This window comes from Acidocella sp. (assembly GCF_035535915.1).
Lineage (GTDB): Bacteria > Pseudomonadota > Alphaproteobacteria > Acetobacterales > Acetobacteraceae > Acidocella.
The window spans coordinates 1-16,898 of record NZ_DATLPB010000086.1; the positions used below are offsets into that span (position 1 = coordinate 1).

Sequence of the window (16,898 nt, forward strand, 5' to 3'; positions counted from 1 at the left end):
CGTGCTGCGCCGGGCAGGACATCCACGACGCGAAACGGGTCGCGGACCGGCTGGGGATCGCGCATTATGTGATCGATTCCGAGGCGCGCTTCCGCGGCAGCGTGATTGCGGCGTTTGCCGACAGCTATGCCAGTGGCGAGACCCCGGTGCCCTGCATCGCCTGCAACCAGCATCTGAAATTCGGCGATCTGCTCGGCATGGCCCGTGACCTCGGCGCCGAGGCGATGGCAACCGGCCATTATGTCCGCCGACTCGAGGGGCCGCATGGTGCAGAACTGCATCAGGCGGCCGATCCGGCGCGCGATCAGAGCTGGTTCCTGTTCGCCACCACGCGTGAGCAACTGGAATTCTGCCGCTTCCCGCTGGGCGACATGGTCTCCAAGGCCGAGGTGCGAGCGCTGGCGGCGGAGATGGGGCTGGTGGTGGCGGAAAAGCCGGACAGCCAGGATATCTGCTTCGTGCCGAGCGGCACCTATGCAGGCATCGTCGAAAAATTCCGCCCCGAAGCGCTGGAAGCGGGCGAGATCGTCACCGAGGATGGCGCGGTGCTGGGCACGCACCAGGGCATCGCCCGTTACACGGTGGGCCAGGCCAAGGGGCTCGGCAACGCCGCGCAGCGCGCCGGCGCGCCGATCGCGGTGAAGCGCATCGAGCCCGGCACGCGGCGCATCATCGTCGGGCCGCGCGGTGCCGCCGGGCGGGAGATCAGGCTGCGCGACGTGAACTGGCTGATCGATCCGCCGGAAGGCGTGCTGCGCGCGACCGCGAAACTGCGCGCACGGGACGGCCTCCACCCAGCCTCGATCACAAGTGACGGCACCGGCGCCCTCGTCACCCTGGATGAAGCCGCCATTGCCGCCCCCGGCCAGGCGGCGGTGTTTTATGACGGCTCGCGTATCCTGGGCGGTGGATTTATTCTTTAAAAAGGAAGGAAGTAAGCGCTACTTTTTGTGAACAAAAAGTAGCAAAAAAACTTTGTTATGCTGGGTCATGGGCTGTGTCGGCGACAACGCCCATGCCCCAGCATAACAAAAGTTTTTGGTGCCGCTTTTTTCAAAAAGCGGCTACTTTCTTCCCTTAAGCGACCGTCGTCCCAACCGGAGCCAGCGCGCCATTGGCGAGTGTCAGATGCCGGTCGGCCGGCCCCACCATATCGCGGTGCATGATCGCGACGATGGTGGTGTTGGGCAGCTCCGCCGCCAATACCGCCTGAATGCGCGCGGTCAGCGGCGCATCCAAAGCTGAGGTCGCCTCATCGAGGAACAGCCAGTCGGGCTTGATGAGCAATGCCCGGGCGAGGGCCAGGCGCTGCTGTTCGCCACCGGACAGAATTTGCACCCAGTTCGCCGTGTCTTGCAGCCGGGTTGCCAGCCCGCCCAGTTCGACCGCCTCCAGGGCCGCGCGCACCGCGTCGTCGGAAAAATCCTGTTCCTGAGCGGGATAGACGACGCTGCGCTTGAGGCTGCCCAGCGGGAAGTAAGGGCGCTGCGGCAGGAACAGCACCGTGCCTGTGGGCGGCGTGATCTCGCCATCGCCAAAGGGCCAGATGCCGGCAATGGCCCGGAATAAGGTGGATTTGCCGATGCCGGAGGGGCCGGTCAGGGTGACCGGCTGGCCCGGCGGCAGCGACAGGCTGGCATGGTCGAGAACACGCCGCCCGTCCGGCAAGGTCAGAGTCAGATTGTTGAACTTGAGCGCCGCGCCGGGCTGGCTGCGCTGAGGCCCGCTGGAAGCGGCCAGCCGCGCCGCGCTCACGGCTTCTTGGAAGCCATGCAAACGGGAGACGGTGGCGCGCCAAGTCACCAGTCCTTGGTAGGAACTGACGAACCAGGAAAAAGCCCCTTGGACTTGGCCGAAGACACTGGTGATTTGTGTCAGGCCGCCAAGGGCGATCTGGTGCGAGAAATAGCGCGGCAAAGCGACCAGAAGCGGGAAAATATTCGCCACCTGGTTAAAGCCGGCGGTGAAAAAGTTCAGGGCCTTGGTTCGGCGCATGATCGCCCAGAAATTCTCGAACACCGCCTGGAACCGTTCGCGTAGCGCGGTCTGCTCTTCAGTCTCGCCGCCATACAAAGCGACGGCTTCCGGATTCTCGCGCACGCGGATCAGGCCGAAACGAAAATTCGCTTCGACCCGCTGCTGGTTGAAGGTAAGCGGCACCAGCTTGCGCCCGATCAAATGTGTGAAGAGTGTCCCGAACACGGAATAGAGGACGGCGACATAGACCATATAGCCATGGATTGTGATGCCGAAGAGCTTCACCGACCCTGAAATGGCGTAAAGCACGAAGATGAAGCTGAGCAGCGTGACGACGTTGGAGATGAAATTCAGGCCGAGCGCCAGAGTGTTGTTCGTGAACGAGTTCAGGTCTTCGGAAATCCGCTGGTCGGGGTTGTCGACAATGCTGCTGGCGCCTTGGTTGAGGCTGATGTGATAATAGGCGCGGTCGGCCAGCCAGTTCTTCACGAAATGCCCGGTGAGCCATTGCCGCCAGCGGATTTGCAGCATCTGGTTCAGGTAGGCGGAATACACGTAAATGAGAATGTAGGCGATGGCGATTTCGATAAAGCCCGGCATCGGGTAGGGCTCCCCCGGCGCGCGAGCGTAGAGGTAGATCAGATGGATCACGGATTTGGCGTCATAGGCCTGGATCGCGTTGAAAAAATCGCGGCTCCAATAGGTAAACACGACGTTGATGAAGACCATCAGAAGATTCAAAGTGATAATCACCACCAGCATGCCGATCGCGAAGACACGTTCCTCGGATGAGAAATAGGGGCGGGCAAGGGCCCAGCCTTCCTGCAATCCGGTGAAGAAATTGGTCATTGAACGGCGCATCAATCGGAAACCTTTTGCTGCAGGGCGGTGGATTTGGCCCGGATGAGGCTCATCCCGAAAAAATCATGTTCGGTGTCTCAAAGAAGCGGCCGGCGCGGTAGGCGCATGGATCAAGCCGTTTTCGTCAATCGCAGCCGGATCACCCCGCGCGCCTCTTCCGGCGGAACCGGCTTGCCCTTGCGCAGAATTTCGATCCGGCCGGCTTTGGCGAGACGGAATGCGGCCAGCCGCACGGGCGACAGGCTGCCGCGCCATTTGTCGCCCTCGGGATGGCCGGCCAGCGCGCGGGCCGCTTCCGTCGGGCAAATTGATTTATCGCCGCGCGTGGCCAGCAGATTAAGGATCGCCAGTTCGGCGGGATCGGAAGTTGCGGTCATGAGGTCCATGCGGTTCATTGGCAAGCGGTTCTTTGGCAAGCTTTATGCCGAAAGCCGTGCCCGATAGAAAGCCGCCATTTTGAACATGCCGTGGCCAAAGCCGCAAAGCCCGGTATTTTTCCTGAAAAAAACGCGGTCCCGCGTTTTGTAGCAAAACGTAGCATCATCGGGTCCGTGCCGACCTGCGCGCCCGCAACGATCACGTGACCGAGCGACCGTCGCGATCGGGGGTCGCGGGTGTTGATCAGGTTTGCCCGAGCCGAGCGACCAATTGCGCCGCGCCAAGCGGCGGGCCGAAATAATGGCCTTGCCCTTCGTCACAGCCCCATTTCAGCAATTTGTTGAATTGCCGCTTGGTGTCGACATTTTCCGCCAACGTCGTGCCGCCGAGATCGTGCCCGGCCTCGATGGCGTCCCGGATCATGGCGTTGCTCGCGGGGCCGTCATCGACGCCCTGCGTGAGGGAGCGGTCGAGCCGGAGGGTCGTGAGCCGCATGTGGCGCAGTGCCGGAAATTTGGCGTGCCCGGCGCTGAAATTGGCCAGTGCCAGGCTGATGCCAAGGCCCTGCAACGCTTTCAGGTTGAAGATGACGTTGGCTGAGGCGTCGGCCAGCATGGCCTCGGTCAAAACGAATTCCAACCGCTCGGGGGCGATGCCGGTACGGCCCAGCCGTTCCAGAATCTGGTGAATGAATTTACGGTGCTGCAATTGCCGCAATGCCAATGTGACGGTGACGCGGGCGGGTTCCGGCCAGCTCACCGCCTGGACGCAAGCCTGTTCGACCAGCCAGCTGCCAAGTTCGAGAATGATGTCCGCCTGTTCGACACCTGGCATGAAATGCTGCGGCGAAAGCAGACCAAGACGGTGATGCCGCATCCGCACCAAAGCCTCGGCGCCACGGATCTGGCCGGACTGCAGCGCCACCAGCGGCTGGTAGTGGAGCTGCAAATCACCGGCAGCGAGGGCATGGCGCAAGCGGCGCGTCACCCGCCGGCGCTCGGCGGTGTCGTGCCGCTCACTGCGCGGCCGTGGCTCGTGGCGGAGCGTGGACGCCGGCAGAATGACGGCGCGGCTGGGAGCAGGGAAGGGCGGTGAATGGGGCATGAGACGAAGTCTCGCCCAGAGACCTTAACAAGATCCGAAAAATGGCCAAAAAAGCAGAAGGCAAGTGCTACTTTTTGTGAACAAAAAGTAGCAAAAAAACTTTATTATGCTGGGTCATGGGCGTTGTCGCTGACACAGTCTCAGGCCCAGCATAACAAAGTTTTTGCGCCGCTTTTTTCAAAAAGCGGCTTCTTTCTTCCCCTTAAGCCTCCAGCGCCGCGCGTAAGGCGCTGAAACTGGCCTCGAGGCTGTAATGCCGCGTCACGTAATCGAGGGCGAGGCCGGACCGTGCCGGCACGGCCAATTGCTTGAGGATGGCGGCGGCAAAATCTTCAGGAGATGAGGCCGCGACAAAGGGGGCGGAAACATCGGGCGCAAACCCTTCCAGGCTGCAAGGCGTGGCGACCGTGACGAGCCCGTGCCTGGCATAGTCGAGCAGCTTGATCTTCAGCCCGGAGCCGACACGCAAAGGCGAGATCGCAAGGCTGGCATCGTGGAGCTGCGTGCGCAGGTCCTGGACCCTGCCATGGCGTGTCACGCCAGCCGGCACGGCGCGGAGCGCCGCGCCGCAATCGCCGATCAGGTCGAGGCTGATATTGCCGCCCAGGCGCGGCCAGATTTCAGTGAAAAACCAGCGCAACCCGTCCAGATTCGGTAAATTGGCGCTGCCGACGAAGACCAGCCGCCTGGGGGTGCGCCGCCAGCCGGCGGGGGGCGGGCAAGGCGAGGCCGGCATCGGCGCGGCGAGCACATGCTGCGTCGGGCAGAGTTTTTGCAGCAAGGCGGCCTCGTCGTGCTGAATGGCGGCGATACAGCGCGCGCCGCTGAGCGCGGCGATCTCGTCGGCGCAGGTGAGGCGCTGCGGTTGCACGCTGTAGCCGGCCTCGGCCAGGGCCCGGTGGCGGCGGTGAAACACATCATGAGCGATGATCACGCTGTTGATGCCGCGCAGTGCCGGCGCGGCCAGGGGTGCGGCGCGGAACAAAGTGTCGACTAGCACGGCATCGGGTTTCTCGCTGGCGATATAGCGCGCCGCCCAATCGGCCTCGGCCGCACTGCAGAACTGGCCAAGCACCGCGTCGGCCTGATGGCGCCGGCGACGAACCCAGCGCGCGGCCGGGGGCGGCAGGAAGCGGACCGCGGCGCGGAGCAAAATGGCGGCCAGGGCACGGGGAGAGCGCGGCAGCACATGGCCGGCGCGGGCGACGATTTGCGGGCCGGCCACCGGGGCGATGCCGTAGCGCTGCGCCGGCCAGGCCAGCCGCGCGCCGAGCAGCAGCACCGTGACCTGATGGTCCAGCCCCTGCAGCCAGGAAATAATCGCATGATTCATCGCCAGATGACCGGCGGAGCCGGGGCGCGGCAATTCGTCGGTGAGAAAGACATAGCGCATGCGGCACGGCCTGCCTTTTTATTCTTCTGGGCCGGCTAAGAAAGTAGCCGCTTTTTGAAAAAAGCGGCGCAAAAACTTTTGTTTACGCTGGGCCTGAGACGCTGAAACGGCACGGGCCCAGTTTAACAAAGTTTTTTTGCTTCTTTTTGTTCACAAAAAGAAGCGCTTTCTTTCTCTGCGGTTAAGCAGCGTCCTGGGCAACGCCTTTTTCGGACAGAAGGGTCTGCAACTCACCGGACTGGTACATTTCGGTGATGATGTCGCAGCCGCCGACGAATTCGCCCTTCACGTAAAGCTGCGGAATGGTCGGCCAGTTGCTGAACGCCTTGATGCCTTCGCGAATTTCCTGGTCTTCCAGCACGTTCACGGATTTGAACGGCACGCCCGCATGTTTGAGGATCTGGATGACCCGGGCGGAGAAGCCGCATTGCGGGAACATCGGCGTGCCCTTCATGAAGAGCAGCACCGGGTTGGCGTCGATCTGCGCTTGAATATCGGCAAAGACGGGGTTGTTCATACAGTTAAATCCTTATTCGGGAGCTGCGGTTTGCAAGGCCAGTGCATGCAAGGTTCCGCCCATGCGTCCCTGCAGAGCGGCGTAAACCATCTGGTGCTGGCGCACGCGGGGTACTCCGCGAAACGCCTCGGTCACCACGGTTGCGGCAAAGTGATCGTCGTCACCGGCCAGGTCTTCGATCGTGATTTTCGCATCCGGGAATGCGGCTTTGATCAAGGCTTCAATTTCGCCGGCAGTCATCGCCATAATTCGAATCCTTACAGGGCGAACCAGGAGGGGAAGAACCGCTCATGGGCTTCGCGCAACTGTGGCAAAGATATGGCGACGGTATCCGAATGTGTCAATTTCCCGTTGCCGTTGGCGCGGCCGATTTCCACGGCCGGGATGCCCGCCTGTGCCGCCGCCGCGAGAAGGGCGGCGCGGTCCTGCGCACTTTCCACAGAGAGCACATAGCGCGCCTGTTCCTCGCCGAACCAGAAGGCGTGCGAGGTCTCCGGCGCGGTCAGGTCCACGCCGGCATCGCCGGCCAGGGCCATTTCCGCCACCGCCACCAGCAGGCCGCCATCCGAGACGTCGTGGCAGGCGGCAACCTTGCCGCTGAGGATTTGCGCGCGCACGAACTCGCCATTTCGGCGTTCGGCGGCGAGGTCGATGGCAGGCGGCGCCCCGGTCTCCTGGCCAAGGATCTCGCGCAGCCAGAGCGAGCGGCCGAGTTCCCCCTTGCTGGCGCCGATCACGATCAGGTCATGATCCGGTTTCAGCGCCAGGCCCACCGCTTTCGCGGCGTCCTCGATTACGCCCACGGCGCCGATCGCCGGAGTCGGGAGGATGCCCTTGCCCTCGGTCTCGTTGTAAAGCGAGACGTTGCCGGACACGACCGGGAAGTCGAGCGCCGTGCAGGCCGCCGCCATGCCTTTGATCGCGGCCGCGAACTGGCCCATGATTTCGGGCTTTTCCGGATTGCCGAAATTCATGTTGTCGGTGATGGCGAGCGGGGTCGCGCCGGTCGCGGAAATATTGCGCCAGGCTTCTACCACCGCCTGCGCGCCGCCGGCCTCGGGGTCGGCCACGCAATAGCGGGGGGTGCAGTCCGTGGTCAGCGCCAAAGCGCGTTTGGTGCCCTCCAGCCGGACGATGGCGGCATCCGCCTGGGCCGGGCGCTTTACCGTCTGCCCGCCGACTGTGGAATCGTACTGGTCGAAAATCCACCGCCGCGAGCACAGATCGGGGCTGGCGATCAGTTTCAGCAGCGCGTCGCCCAGCTTCATGTCGCTGTGCACCGGGCCGAGCGGCGCCGGCTTCGGCGTCTCCGCGATGGGGCGGCGGTAAAGCGGGGCGGCGTCCGCCAGGGGGGCGAGCAGAATATCCGCCTCCACCGCGCCCTTATGCTTGACGACGATGCGCCCGGTATCGGTGATATGGCCGATGATGGCGTAGTCGAGATCCCATTTCTCGATGATGGCCCGGGCCATTTCGGTGCGCTCGGGCTTGAGCACCAGCAGCATGCGCTCCTGGCTTTCCGAGAGCATCATCTCATAGGCGGTCATGCCGGTCTCGCGCTGCGGCACGTCGTCGAGGATCAGCTCGATGCCGACTCCGCCTTTGCCGGCCATTTCCACGGAGGAGGAGGTAAGGCCGGCCGCGCCCATGTCCTGGATGGCGACGATGGCGTCGGTCTGCATCAGCTCCAGGCAGGCCTCGATCAGCAGCTTTTCGGTGAACGGGTCGCCGACCTGCACGGTCGGGCGCTTTTCCTCGGAGGAGGCGTCGAACTCGGTGCTGGCCATGGTCGCGCCATGGATGCCGTCGCGCCCGGTCTTGCTGCCGATATAGACCACCGGGTTGCCGATGCCGGCGGCGGCCGATAGGAAGATCTTGTCCTGCGCCGCGATGCCGACCGTCATGGCGTTGACCAGCGGGTTGCCGTTATAGGCGGGGTGGAAATTGACCTCGCCGCCGACGGTCGGCACGCCCACGCAATTGCCGTAGCCGCCGATGCCGCGCACCACGCCATCGACCACGCGCTTCGTCACCGGCAGCGCCGGGTCGCCGAAGCGCAGCGCGTTGAGGTTGGCGATGGGCCGCGCGCCCATGGTGAACACGTCGCGCAGAATGCCGCCGACCCCGGTGGCCGCGCCCTGGTAGGGCTCGATGAAGCTGGGATGGTTATGCGACTCCATTTTGAAGATCGCGGCCATGCCCTCGCCGATATCGATCACGCCGGCATTTTCGCCCGGCCCGTGGATCACCCATGGCGCCTTGGTCGGCAGTTCCTTCAGCCAGACGCGCGAGGATTTGTAGGAGCAATGCTCCGACCACATGACCGAGAAAATGCCAAGCTCGGTGAGGCTCGGCGTGCGGCCCATGATCTCCAGGACTTTGGCATATTCCTCGGCGTTAAGGCCGAAGGATTTGGCGAGAGCGGCGTCAACTTTTTTCATGCGGCGGCCAGTGAATCGAAAAGGGGTTTGCCATCGGTGCCGCCGAGCAGCGGGTCCACCAGATCCTCGGGATGCGGCATGAGGCCGAGGATGCGCAGATTCGGCGAATAAATGCCGGCAATGTCGCGGGCCGAGCCATTGCGGTTGCCATCGGCATAGCGGAAGGCGACGAGATTCTCGCCCTCGAGCCGGTCCAGCGTCGCGGTATCGGCGGTGTAGTTGCCGTCACCATGGGCCAACGGCGCGCGGAAAACCGCGCCTTTCGCGTATTTCGCAGTGAAGACGGTGTCGTTGCGCTCAACCTTCAGCTGCGCGTCCATGGAGAGGAAGCGCAGGGAGGCGTTCCGCAGCAGCGCGCCGGGGAGCAGCCCGGCTTCGGTGAGGATCTGGAAGCCGTTGCAGACGCCCAGCACATAGCCGCCGCGCGCGGCATGGTCTTTCACCGCACGCATGATCGGGCTCTGCGCGGCCATGGCGCCGCAGCGCAGGTAGTCGCCGAACGAGAAACCGCCGGGAATGATGACGAGATCGATGCCGGTCAGGTCGGTTTCCTTGTGCCAGACCATTTTCGGCTCGGCGCCAAAACTCTGACGGACCGCGATCGCCATGTCACGCTCGCGGTTGATACCGGGAAAAAGAAGGATTGCTGTGCGCATGGGGCTCATCTGCCGAAGGGCGGCGGGGAAGTAAAGCGGGACTTTCGGGCACCAGACCTGAAAGCGAATCGCGGCGTAGAGGAAGGAAGCGCTACTTTTTGTGAACAAAAAGTAGCAAAAAAACTTTATGACTCTGGGCCAAGGGCGTTGTCCCAGACACAGCCCACGGCCCAGCATAGAAAAAATTTTTTGCGCCGCTTTTTTTCAAAAAAGCGGCCACTTCCTTAACTATGCTGCGCCTTTACGTCCAGAAACCGCGACACGAGACTGGCGCCGTCGATTTTTTCATCCATGAGTGCCATGGCCAGGACCTCGCCGCCGAACACGTTGGGGGCCAGGATCATGTCGGGCTGCACACGCCGCACCCGCTCCAGGTTTTTGCGGTTGCTGACCGCCGCGACTTTTTTGGCGTCCGTGGCGAGTTCGCGCAAGGCGAGGATGACGAAGGCGTTTTCGGCGTCGTCGTTGGACAAAGCAAGAACGGCGCGCGCCGTTTCGGCGCCGGCGCGGCGCAGCACGTCGAGGTCGGTGGCATCGCCGATCAGAATTTCAGCCTCGCCGAAAGCGGCGGTGGTCTCCTCGGTGAGGATGATGAGCACCGGGCAGGAGCGAGCGAGCAATTCGCGCGCGGTGTTGCGGGCCAGGGCGCCGTCTCCGGCAATGATGAAATGGTCGATCCGTTTCATGGGCTTTCGCTCCGGGGAGATGATGCGGCTGAGGCGTCCCTGCACCAGCGGGCCGATCACGGCGGTGAGCGAGGTGAGGAAGACGCTGATGCCGACGATGATCAGCGAGACGACGAACAGCCTGGCATCGTCGCTCTTCGGCAGGATGTCGCCATAGCCGACCGTGGACATGGTCACGACCGTGAAATAGGCCGCCTGCTGGAATGTGATGATGGCCGGCGTGAAGCCCTGGCCGAGGATCAGCGAGCCGAGGACGCCGTAGGCGAGCATCAGGCCGGTGGCGGCCAGGGCAAACAACGTGCCGGCGGCCAGCGAGGATTTTTGAAACGCCCGTCCCGTGATCGCCAGCGCGATGATCAGGGCGGCAAGGTATAAAGTCGTGCTGGAGTGCCAGGAATAATGCGTGTAGCCGACCGCCAGCACCAATTGCGCCACGGTGATGAGCAAGGCGGAAATCCACGCCACGCGGGAGCGAAGCAGCAAGCCGAGGGCGACGAAAATCTGCATCCAGCCGATGACGGCGTTGGGCACGCCGCTCAGCACCATGGGGGGAATGCCCGCCGTCAGCGGATGGAGCGCATCGAACAGCCCGCTGAGGTTGAGGTGGAAATATTCATAGAGAAAATGCCTGATGGTCGGCACCAGAGCGAGCGCCCCCGCACCGCCGACGGCAAAGGCGATCGGCAAATGCGGGAACCAGGCATAGAGCCGGACACGGTGGGCGAAGCGCCGGAAATCCGGCTGAAGACGAGACCGGCGGAAGAGGTCCCCGCGTAACCTCAACCGGTGAGCTCGACCCGGAAGCTTTCAATCACGGTGTTGGCGAGCAGCTTTTTCGCCATTTCCTCGGCGGCCGCCTTGGCTTTCGCCCGGTCGGTCTCGTCGAGTTCGAGTTCGATGATTTTGCCGGCGCGCACGTCGCCGACCTGCGGAAAGCCGAGCGTGTGCAAGGCGTGCCCGATGGCCTTGCCCTGCGGGTCAAGCACGCCATCCTTCAGCATCACGGTCACGATCGCTTTCATTGCATCATCTCCGGGCCCTTGAGATCGCGGCTGCCGGCTTCCGGGAGGATGCCGAGGCGCCGGGCGACTTCCTGGTAGGCTTCCTCGATCTTGCCGAGATCGCGGCGGAAGCGGTCCTTGTCCATTTTCTCGTTGGTCTTGGCGTCCCAGAGACGGCAATTGTCCGGGCTGATCTCGTCGGCCAGGACGATCCGCATGTCCTCATTCTCGTACAGCCGGCCGAATTCTACCTTGAAATCGACCAGAGTGATGCCGACGCCGAGGAACAGGCCGGTGAGGAAGTCGTTGATGCGCAAAGTGAGATGGACGATGTCGTCCATGTCTGGCGGCGTCGCCCAGCCGAAGGCGGTGATGTGCTCTTCCGCGACCATCGGGTCGTTGAGCTGGTCGTTCTTGTAATAATATTCGATGATCGAGCGGGGCAGGCGGGTGCCCTCGGGAATGCCCAGGCGCGAAGACAGGCTGCCGGCGGCGACATTGCGGACCACAACCTCGACCGGGATGATCTCGACTTCCTTGATGAGCTGCTCGCGCATGTTCAGGCGGCGGATGAAATGCGTCGGGATGTTGATTTCCGCCAGCTTGGTCATCAGAAATTCGCTGATGCGGTTGTTCAGGACACCCTTGCCGGTGATTGTGCCCTTTTTCTGCGCGTTGAACGCCGTGGCGTCATCCTTGAAATATTGCACAAGGGTACCGGGTTCCGGTCCCTCGAACAGAATTTTTGCTTTGCCTTCATAAAGCTGCCGGCGGCGGGCCATTTCGTACCTTCAGAAAATCAATGGTCAGGGTCTATACCAACCAAGCGCTGGTCGCGCTATGCCTGCCATCGCATGGACGATAAGACATCTTTTCCCCTCTATCGCGCTGCGGTCAGTGGGTTGCTCGCAATGCTGGTGGGGATTGGGATCGCCCGGTTCGGCTACGGGCCGCTGGTACCGGCTCTGGTCAAGGCGCATTGGTACAGCGCCAGCGCCGCCTTCTGGCTGGGGGCGGTCAATCTCCTGGGGTATTTTTTCGGCGCCGCCTTTATGCGCTTCTGGCGCGGGCGGCTCCGGGCCAAGCGCGTGATCGTCGGGCTGATGGCGCTTACCGCCTTGTCGCTGCTGGCCTCGGCGCTGAACTGGGGCCTGGTCTGGTTCGGTTTCTGGCGGCTGCTTTCCGGGGTCACCGGCGGGGTGCTGATGGTGCTGATGGCGGCCGCCGTGGTCGGCCGCGCGCCGGCGCAGAGCAAAGGGCGGGTGGGCGGCATCACCTTCGCCGGCATGGGCACCGGCATCACCTTGAGTTCGCTGCTGATCCCGCTGCTGGTGAGCCAGGGGCTGGTGTTCACCTGGATCGTGCTGGGCCTGGTTGCGGCGGCGGCAACGCTGGCGGTGGCGTGGCTGATGCCGGACTCGGCCATCGTCGCCAGCCCACCGAAGCGCGGCGAGGCAAAGCTGAACCGGGCGGTGCTGCTGCTCGTGGTCGCCTATGCCGGTTCCGCATTCGGATTCGTGCCGCATATGCTGTTTCTGTCGAGTTTCGTCGCCATCGGCTTGCAGCGCGGGGTCGCCGCCGGGGCCGATGTGTTCGCCTGGCTGGGCGTGGCCGCGGCCCTGGGGCCGGTGATTCTGGGGCGAGTCGCCGACCGCTTCGGCTTTCTCCCGACCCTGGCGCTGGGCTACGCGGTGATGGCCGGCGCCGTGGCGTTGCCACTGGCCAATGACAGCAGCTTCGCGCTCGATCTTTCCGCCGTCGGCGTCGGTGCGGTGGGGCTGGGAGGGGTCATGCTGGCCGCCGGCGCCATTGCCGGGATGGTGCCGCCCGAACGGCTGGCCGCCGATTGGGGGATCGCCACCATGACCTATGCGGTGATGCAGGCGCTTACCGCCGCCGGGTTCTCGCATCTGTTCCACGCCACGGGCAGCTTTCTGCTGCTGTTCGGGATCGGGGTGGTGGCGCTGGTGGGCAGCGCCGCCCTGGTGGTCGGCGCTGCGCGGACAAAGAAAGAAGCCGCTTTTTAAAAAAACGGCGCAAAAACTCTTGTTATGCTGAGCCTGAGACTGTGTCGGCGACAAAGCCCATGCCCAGCATAGTAAAGTTTTTTTGCTACTTTTTGTTCACAAAAAGTAGCGCTTACTTCCTACCTTAAGCAGCCTTCAGGCTGGGATAGTCGGTATAACCCTGCGCGCCGGGCGCATAGAAAGTCTCGTTGTTCGGCGTGTTCAGCGCGGCGCCGGTGCGGAAGCGTTCGACGAGGTCCGGGTTGGCGATGAACAGCTTGCCCCAGGCCACGGCGTCCGCCTCGCCCAGCGCCAGCGTTTCCTGGGCGCTTTCCAGCGTGAAGCCTTCATTGGCGATATAGAGGCCGCCGAAGGCCTTTTTCAGTTGCGGGCCGATCCAGTCCGCGGCCTTGTGCTCGCGCGCGCAGATGAAGGCGATGCCGCGTTCGCCCATCTCGCGGGCGACATAGCTGAAGGTGCCGAGACGGTCGGAATCGCCCATGGAATGGGAATCCATGCGCGGCGCCAGGTGCAGGCCCACCGAGCCCGGCTCCCAGACCGAGAGCACCGCGTCGGTGACTTCCAGCATCAGCCGGGCGCGCTTGGCGATGCTGCCGCCATAATTGTCGGTGCGGGTGTTGGTGCTGTCCTGCAGGAACTGGTCGAGCAGGTAGCCGTTGGCGCCGTGGATCTCCACGCCGTCGAACCCGGCCATCTGCGCGTTCATCGCCGCCTTGCGGTAGGCTTCGACGATGGCCGGAATTTCCGCGGTTTCAAGCGCGCGCGGGGTGACATATTCCTGCTGCGGACGCACCAGGCTGACATGGCCCTTGGCGGCAATGGCGCTGGGAGCGACCGGGCGTTCGCCGTTCAGGAAGAGCGGCGCGGAGATCCGGCCGACATGCCAGAGCTGGGCGAAGATGCGGCCGCCCGCTTTGTGCACTTCATCGGTAACGAGCTTCCAGCCCTTCACCTGCTCGTCTGACCACAGGCCCGGCGTATCGGCATAGCCGACGCCCATCGGGGTGACGGAGGTCGCCTCGGCGATGATCAGCCCGGCGGAGGCGCGCTGGACGTAATATTCCGCCATCAGCGCGTTGGGCACGCGCACCGCACCGGCGCGGGCGCGGGTGAGGGGGGCCATGATGATGCGGTTGGGCAGGGTCAGGTCGCCGAGTTTCAGCGGGTCAAACAAAGTTGGCATAAGCGGAAATCCTCCAAGGTTGCACGAAACGGGAAAGGAAGGCGAACGGCAGGGTCGCGACCGAGATCGACGCCCGCGCGGCGGAACGGAGTCTCACAAAGTCCGCCCGAGTTTCACGACAAACGCGGCAATGGCCGGTTCGTTGCGCTTGTAGAAAACCCACTGGCCGACGCGTTTGGCCGTGATCAGCCCGGCATGCTGCAGCACCGCCAGATGGGCCGAGACGGTGGATTGCGACAGGCCGCAGGCTTCGTCGATTTTCCCGGCGCAAACGCCGAACTCATAGGGATGTTCCTGGCCGGGGAAATTCTGTGCCGGCTGCTTCATGTGCGCGAGAATTTCTCGCCGTACGGGGCTGGAAACGGCTTTGAGCTGCTCTTCGAAGAGATCGTGGCCGTCCGCGGGCATCGTCATGCAGCGATATGTATATCGCCGCATTCCGATATACACCCGCCAAAGTCATGCGTATCCCGCATTTGTGAAATGCACGTAATGTATAGGCAAAGGGGCGGAGCCCCTTTGCCTATTTATGGAGCGTGCCTAGCGGGCAGAGATGGGCACGTAATCGCGCGAGGGAGCGCCGGTATAGATTTGCCGCGGGCGGCCGATGCGCTGCTGCGGGTCTTCGATCATTTCCATCCACTGGCTGATCCAGCCGACGGTGCGCGCCAGGGCGAAGATCGGCGTGAACATCTGGGTCGGGAAGCCCATGGCCTTGAGAATGATGCCGGAATAGAAATCGACGTTCGGATAGAGCTTGCGGTCGACGAAATACGAATCTTCCAGTGCGATCTTCTCCAGCTCCATCGCCAGGTCGAGCATCGGCTCGTTCTTGATGCCGAGTTCGCCGAGCACCTCGTAGCAGGTGTGCTGCATGATTTTCGCGCGCGGGTCGTAGTTCTTGTACACGCGATGGCCGAAGCCCATCAGCTTCACGTTGCTGTTCTTGTCCTTCACCTGCTTGATGAAGTCCGGGATGTTGTCCTTGTGGCCGATTTCGGCGAGCATTTTCAGCACCGCCTCATTGGCGCCGCCATGGGCGGGGCCCCACAGGGAGGCGATGCCGGCGGCGATGCAGGCGAACGGGTTGGCGCCGGTGGAGCCGGCCAGACGCACCGTGGAGGTGGAGGCGTTCTGTTCGTGGTCCGCATGCAGGATAAAAATGCGGTCCATGGCGCGGGTGAGGATCGGATTCTGCTTATAGGGTTCCGCCGGCACGGCGTGGAACATATGCAGGAAGTTTTCCGAATAGGTGAGGTCGTTGCGCGGATAGATCAGCGGCTGGCCGACATTGTATTTATGCGCCCAGGCGGTGATGGTGGGGATCTTCGCGATCATGCGGAAGGCGCTGATCTCGCGCTGCTTGGGGTCGTGGATGTCGATGCTGTCGGGATAGAAGGCCGACATCGCGCCGACCACGGAGCACAGCATCGCCATCGGGTGGGCGTCGCGGCGGAACCCGTCCCAGAAGCGGCGGATCTGCTCGTGCAGCATGGTGTGCATGGTCACGCCATGGGTGAAGGCGGTGAGCTCCTCCTGCTGGGGCAGTTTGCCGTACATCAGCAGGTAGGCGACTTCGAGGAAGGTGGATTTTTCCGCGAGCTGTTCGATCGGGTAGCCGCGATAGAGCAGGATGCCTTCATCGCCGTCGATATAGGTGATCGAGCTTTCACAAGAGGCGGTGGCGCCGTAGCTTGGGTCGAAGGTGAAGATGCCGAGTTCGTTCTGCAGCTTACGGATGTCGATGCAAGCCGGGCCGAGCGAACCGCTCAGGATCGGCAGGGTCGCGATTTTGTTGTCATGGGTTAGGGTCGCTGTGCCGACCTGCTGGCTTGTGGCGGTTTGGGGCATGCGGAGTCACCTTCTCGTGGATTTTTGGCGTTCTCTTGGAACAATTAGCTCAAACTATCGCCTGGTAAGGCAGGGGTATAAAATCCCGGCCGGTCCGAAAAGCAAGCCTTCGCGCATGCGGTAAAGGGGGTGGACGGAAGCGTGCCGCGCAGGGCTGGAGCCGGCCGGCTTGAAAAAGCCGCGCTTAACCAGGATGGCGCGGATTTGTGTTTCAGGCGAGGTCTTTGGCGGCGACGAAAAGCTGCAGGCTGGCCGTGCTGGCGCCGATCTGCCGCCAGGGCGTGGCGATCAGGAACTCGGTCAGGGTCGCGGTCGGGTAACTCTCCGCCAGGCGGGCCTGCGCGGGGTGCTGGGGCGCGGTGCCCGCCAGTTTGCGTGCCAGCTCGTGCAGGCCGGGATTGTGGCCGATGATCATGGCGCTGCGCACGGTTTCCGGGAGGCCGCGGAGGAGGTCGCGCATCTGCAACGGCGCGGCCATGTACAAGGCGGGCAGGAGTTCCACGTTCGGCCATTCCGACCAGACCCCGGCGGCTTCGAGCGCCGCGAAGGTTTGTTGCGTGCGCAGTGAAGGGGAGACCAGCACGACGTCGGGGGCGAGCCCTGCCTGGCGCATGGCGCGGCCGATTCTGGCGGCGGCTTCGATGCCTGTATCGGTCAGCGGGCGGTCATGGTCGCAGCCGCCGCCGGCGGCTGCCGCTTTGGCGTGGCGGAGCAGGATAAGCTGGTGCATGTGGGCCATTGTGCCATGGCATGCCGGAACTGTCGCCCCTATCTATGCGCGATGCGGTACGTGGCCGCGCTGCGTTTCAAGAGGAAAGAAGAC

General features: G+C 63.2%; 17 protein-coding genes. 2 read left to right on the forward strand and 15 right to left on the reverse strand.

What is annotated here, in order from left to right; translation table 11 throughout:
* The coding region (gene mnmA / locus VNC39_RS10845; protein WP_325399056.1) for a tRNA 2-thiouridine(34) synthase MnmA at positions 1-923 on the forward strand (923 nt) is incomplete at its 5' end.
* A 154-nt stretch (positions 924-1,077) separates the two neighbouring features.
* On the opposite strand, the gene VNC39_RS10850 is transcribed toward mnmA, so the two are convergent.
* The 11 genes from VNC39_RS10850 to purC form a co-directional block, all read right to left on the reverse strand.
* The gene (locus VNC39_RS10850; RefSeq protein WP_325399058.1) at positions 1,078-2,838 is read right to left on the reverse strand and encodes an ABC transporter ATP-binding protein/permease; all 1,761 of its coding nucleotides are present in this window, start codon (positions 2,836-2,838) and stop codon (positions 1,078-1,080) included.
* A gap of 110 nt (positions 2,839-2,948) precedes the next feature.
* Positions 2,949-3,233, reverse strand: coding sequence for a DUF3253 domain-containing protein (locus tag VNC39_RS10855; RefSeq protein WP_325399060.1), 285 nt, complete (start codon positions 3,231-3,233; stop codon positions 2,949-2,951).
* 226 nt (positions 3,234-3,459) lie between these two features.
* Positions 3,460-4,320 (reverse strand): EAL domain-containing protein, encoded by an 861-nt coding sequence (locus tag VNC39_RS10860; protein ID WP_325399062.1) that lies wholly within the window; start codon positions 4,318-4,320, stop codon positions 3,460-3,462.
* A gap of 202 nt (positions 4,321-4,522) precedes the next feature.
* Positions 4,523-5,713, reverse strand: a complete 1,191-nt coding sequence (locus tag VNC39_RS10865) for a glycosyltransferase (protein ID WP_325399064.1) — start codon at positions 5,711-5,713, stop codon at positions 4,523-4,525.
* Positions 5,714-5,894: 181 nt separating this feature from the next.
* Positions 5,895-6,230 (reverse strand): Grx4 family monothiol glutaredoxin, encoded by a 336-nt coding sequence (gene grxD / locus VNC39_RS10870; RefSeq protein WP_325399066.1) that lies wholly within the window; start codon positions 6,228-6,230, stop codon positions 5,895-5,897.
* Between the two features lie 12 nt (positions 6,231-6,242).
* The gene (locus tag VNC39_RS10875; RefSeq protein ID WP_325399068.1) at positions 6,243-6,476 is read right to left on the reverse strand and encodes a BolA family protein; all 234 of its coding nucleotides are present in this window, start codon (positions 6,474-6,476) and stop codon (positions 6,243-6,245) included.
* Positions 6,477-6,487: 11 nt separating this feature from the next.
* On the reverse strand, positions 6,488-8,671 hold the full coding sequence (gene purL / locus VNC39_RS10880) for a phosphoribosylformylglycinamidine synthase subunit PurL (protein WP_325399070.1): 2,184 nt from the start codon (positions 8,669-8,671) through the stop codon (positions 6,488-6,490).
* Positions 8,668-9,327 carry a phosphoribosylformylglycinamidine synthase subunit PurQ gene (gene purQ / locus VNC39_RS10885; protein WP_325399072.1) on the reverse strand — a complete coding sequence of 220 codons (660 nt, stop codon included), beginning with the start codon at positions 9,325-9,327 and terminating at the stop codon, positions 8,668-8,670. The genes purL and purQ overlap by 4 nt, the downstream gene beginning before the upstream one ends.
* 224 nt (positions 9,328-9,551) lie before the next feature.
* Positions 9,552-10,796 (reverse strand): voltage-gated potassium channel protein, encoded by a 1,245-nt coding sequence (gene kch, locus VNC39_RS10890; RefSeq protein WP_325399074.1) that lies wholly within the window; start codon positions 10,794-10,796, stop codon positions 9,552-9,554.
* The gene (gene purS, locus VNC39_RS10895) at positions 10,793-11,035 is read right to left on the reverse strand and encodes a phosphoribosylformylglycinamidine synthase subunit PurS (RefSeq protein ID WP_325399076.1); all 243 of its coding nucleotides are present in this window, start codon (positions 11,033-11,035) and stop codon (positions 10,793-10,795) included. The genes kch and purS overlap by 4 nt, the downstream gene beginning before the upstream one ends.
* Positions 11,032-11,796, reverse strand: a complete 765-nt coding sequence (gene purC, locus VNC39_RS10900) for a phosphoribosylaminoimidazolesuccinocarboxamide synthase (RefSeq protein WP_325399078.1) — start codon at positions 11,794-11,796, stop codon at positions 11,032-11,034. The genes purS and purC overlap by 4 nt, the downstream gene beginning before the upstream one ends.
* Before the next feature lie 72 nt (positions 11,797-11,868).
* On the opposite strand from purC, the gene VNC39_RS10905 reads away from it, so the two are divergent.
* Complete coding sequence (locus VNC39_RS10905) at positions 11,869-13,041, forward strand: YbfB/YjiJ family MFS transporter (RefSeq protein WP_325399080.1); 1,173 nt, start codon at positions 11,869-11,871, stop codon at positions 13,039-13,041.
* 124 nt (positions 13,042-13,165) lie between these two features.
* Here the strand turns inward: VNC39_RS10905 and VNC39_RS10910 are convergent, their stop codons facing one another.
* The 4 genes from VNC39_RS10910 to VNC39_RS10925 form a co-directional block, all read right to left on the reverse strand.
* The gene (locus VNC39_RS10910) at positions 13,166-14,224 is read right to left on the reverse strand and encodes an alkene reductase (RefSeq protein WP_325399082.1); all 1,059 of its coding nucleotides are present in this window, start codon (positions 14,222-14,224) and stop codon (positions 13,166-13,168) included.
* 93 nt (positions 14,225-14,317) lie between these two features.
* Positions 14,318-14,638 carry an ArsR/SmtB family transcription factor gene (locus VNC39_RS10915; protein ID WP_325399084.1) on the reverse strand — a complete coding sequence of 107 codons (321 nt, stop codon included), beginning with the start codon at positions 14,636-14,638 and terminating at the stop codon, positions 14,318-14,320.
* 126 nt (positions 14,639-14,764) lie between these two features.
* Positions 14,765-16,075: a citrate synthase gene (gltA, locus tag VNC39_RS10920; RefSeq protein WP_325399086.1), complete on the reverse strand. Its 1,311-nt coding sequence runs from the start codon at positions 16,073-16,075 to the stop codon at positions 14,765-14,767.
* A 211-nt stretch (positions 16,076-16,286) separates the two neighbouring features.
* Positions 16,287-16,805: a SixA phosphatase family protein gene (locus VNC39_RS10925; RefSeq protein ID WP_325399088.1), complete on the reverse strand. Its 519-nt coding sequence runs from the start codon at positions 16,803-16,805 to the stop codon at positions 16,287-16,289.
* Positions 16,806-16,898: the final 93 nt, after the last annotated feature.

Bases quoted from the DNA above. Each gene is read 5' to 3' on its own strand.
- purC (WP_325399078.1), bottom strand. From the start codon at position 11,796: ATGGCCCGCCGCCGGCAGCTTTATGAAGGCAAAGCAAAAATTCTGTTC.
- gltA (WP_325399086.1), bottom strand. From the start codon at position 16,075: ATGCCCCAAACCGCCACAAGCCAGCAGGTCGGCACAGCGACCCTAACC.
- VNC39_RS10925 (WP_325399088.1), bottom strand. From the start codon at position 16,805: ATGCACCAGCTTATCCTGCTCCGCCACGCCAAAGCGGCAGCCGCCGGC.
- purS (WP_325399076.1), bottom strand. From the start codon at position 11,035: ATGAAAGCGATCGTGACCGTGATGCTGAAGGATGGCGTGCTTGACCCG.
- VNC39_RS10905 (WP_325399080.1), top strand. From the start codon at position 11,869: ATGGACGATAAGACATCTTTTCCCCTCTATCGCGCTGCGGTCAGTGGG.
- VNC39_RS10850 (WP_325399058.1), bottom strand. From the start codon at position 2,838: ATGCGCCGTTCAATGACCAATTTCTTCACCGGATTGCAGGAAGGCTGG.
- grxD (WP_325399066.1), bottom strand. From the start codon at position 6,230: ATGAACAACCCCGTCTTTGCCGATATTCAAGCGCAGATCGACGCCAAC.
- VNC39_RS10855 (WP_325399060.1), bottom strand. From the start codon at position 3,233: ATGAACCGCATGGACCTCATGACCGCAACTTCCGATCCCGCCGAACTG.
- VNC39_RS10860 (WP_325399062.1), bottom strand. From the start codon at position 4,320: ATGCCCCATTCACCGCCCTTCCCTGCTCCCAGCCGCGCCGTCATTCTG.
- VNC39_RS10865 (WP_325399064.1), bottom strand. From the start codon at position 5,713: ATGCGCTATGTCTTTCTCACCGACGAATTGCCGCGCCCCGGCTCCGCC.
- purQ (WP_325399072.1), bottom strand. From the start codon at position 9,327: ATGCGCACAGCAATCCTTCTTTTTCCCGGTATCAACCGCGAGCGTGAC.
- VNC39_RS10915 (WP_325399084.1), bottom strand. From the start codon at position 14,638: ATGACGATGCCCGCGGACGGCCACGATCTCTTCGAAGAGCAGCTCAAA.
- VNC39_RS10910 (WP_325399082.1), bottom strand. From the start codon at position 14,224: ATGCCAACTTTGTTTGACCCGCTGAAACTCGGCGACCTGACCCTGCCC.
- purL (WP_325399070.1), bottom strand. From the start codon at position 8,671: ATGAAAAAAGTTGACGCCGCTCTCGCCAAATCCTTCGGCCTTAACGCC.
- VNC39_RS10875 (WP_325399068.1), bottom strand. From the start codon at position 6,476: ATGGCGATGACTGCCGGCGAAATTGAAGCCTTGATCAAAGCCGCATTC.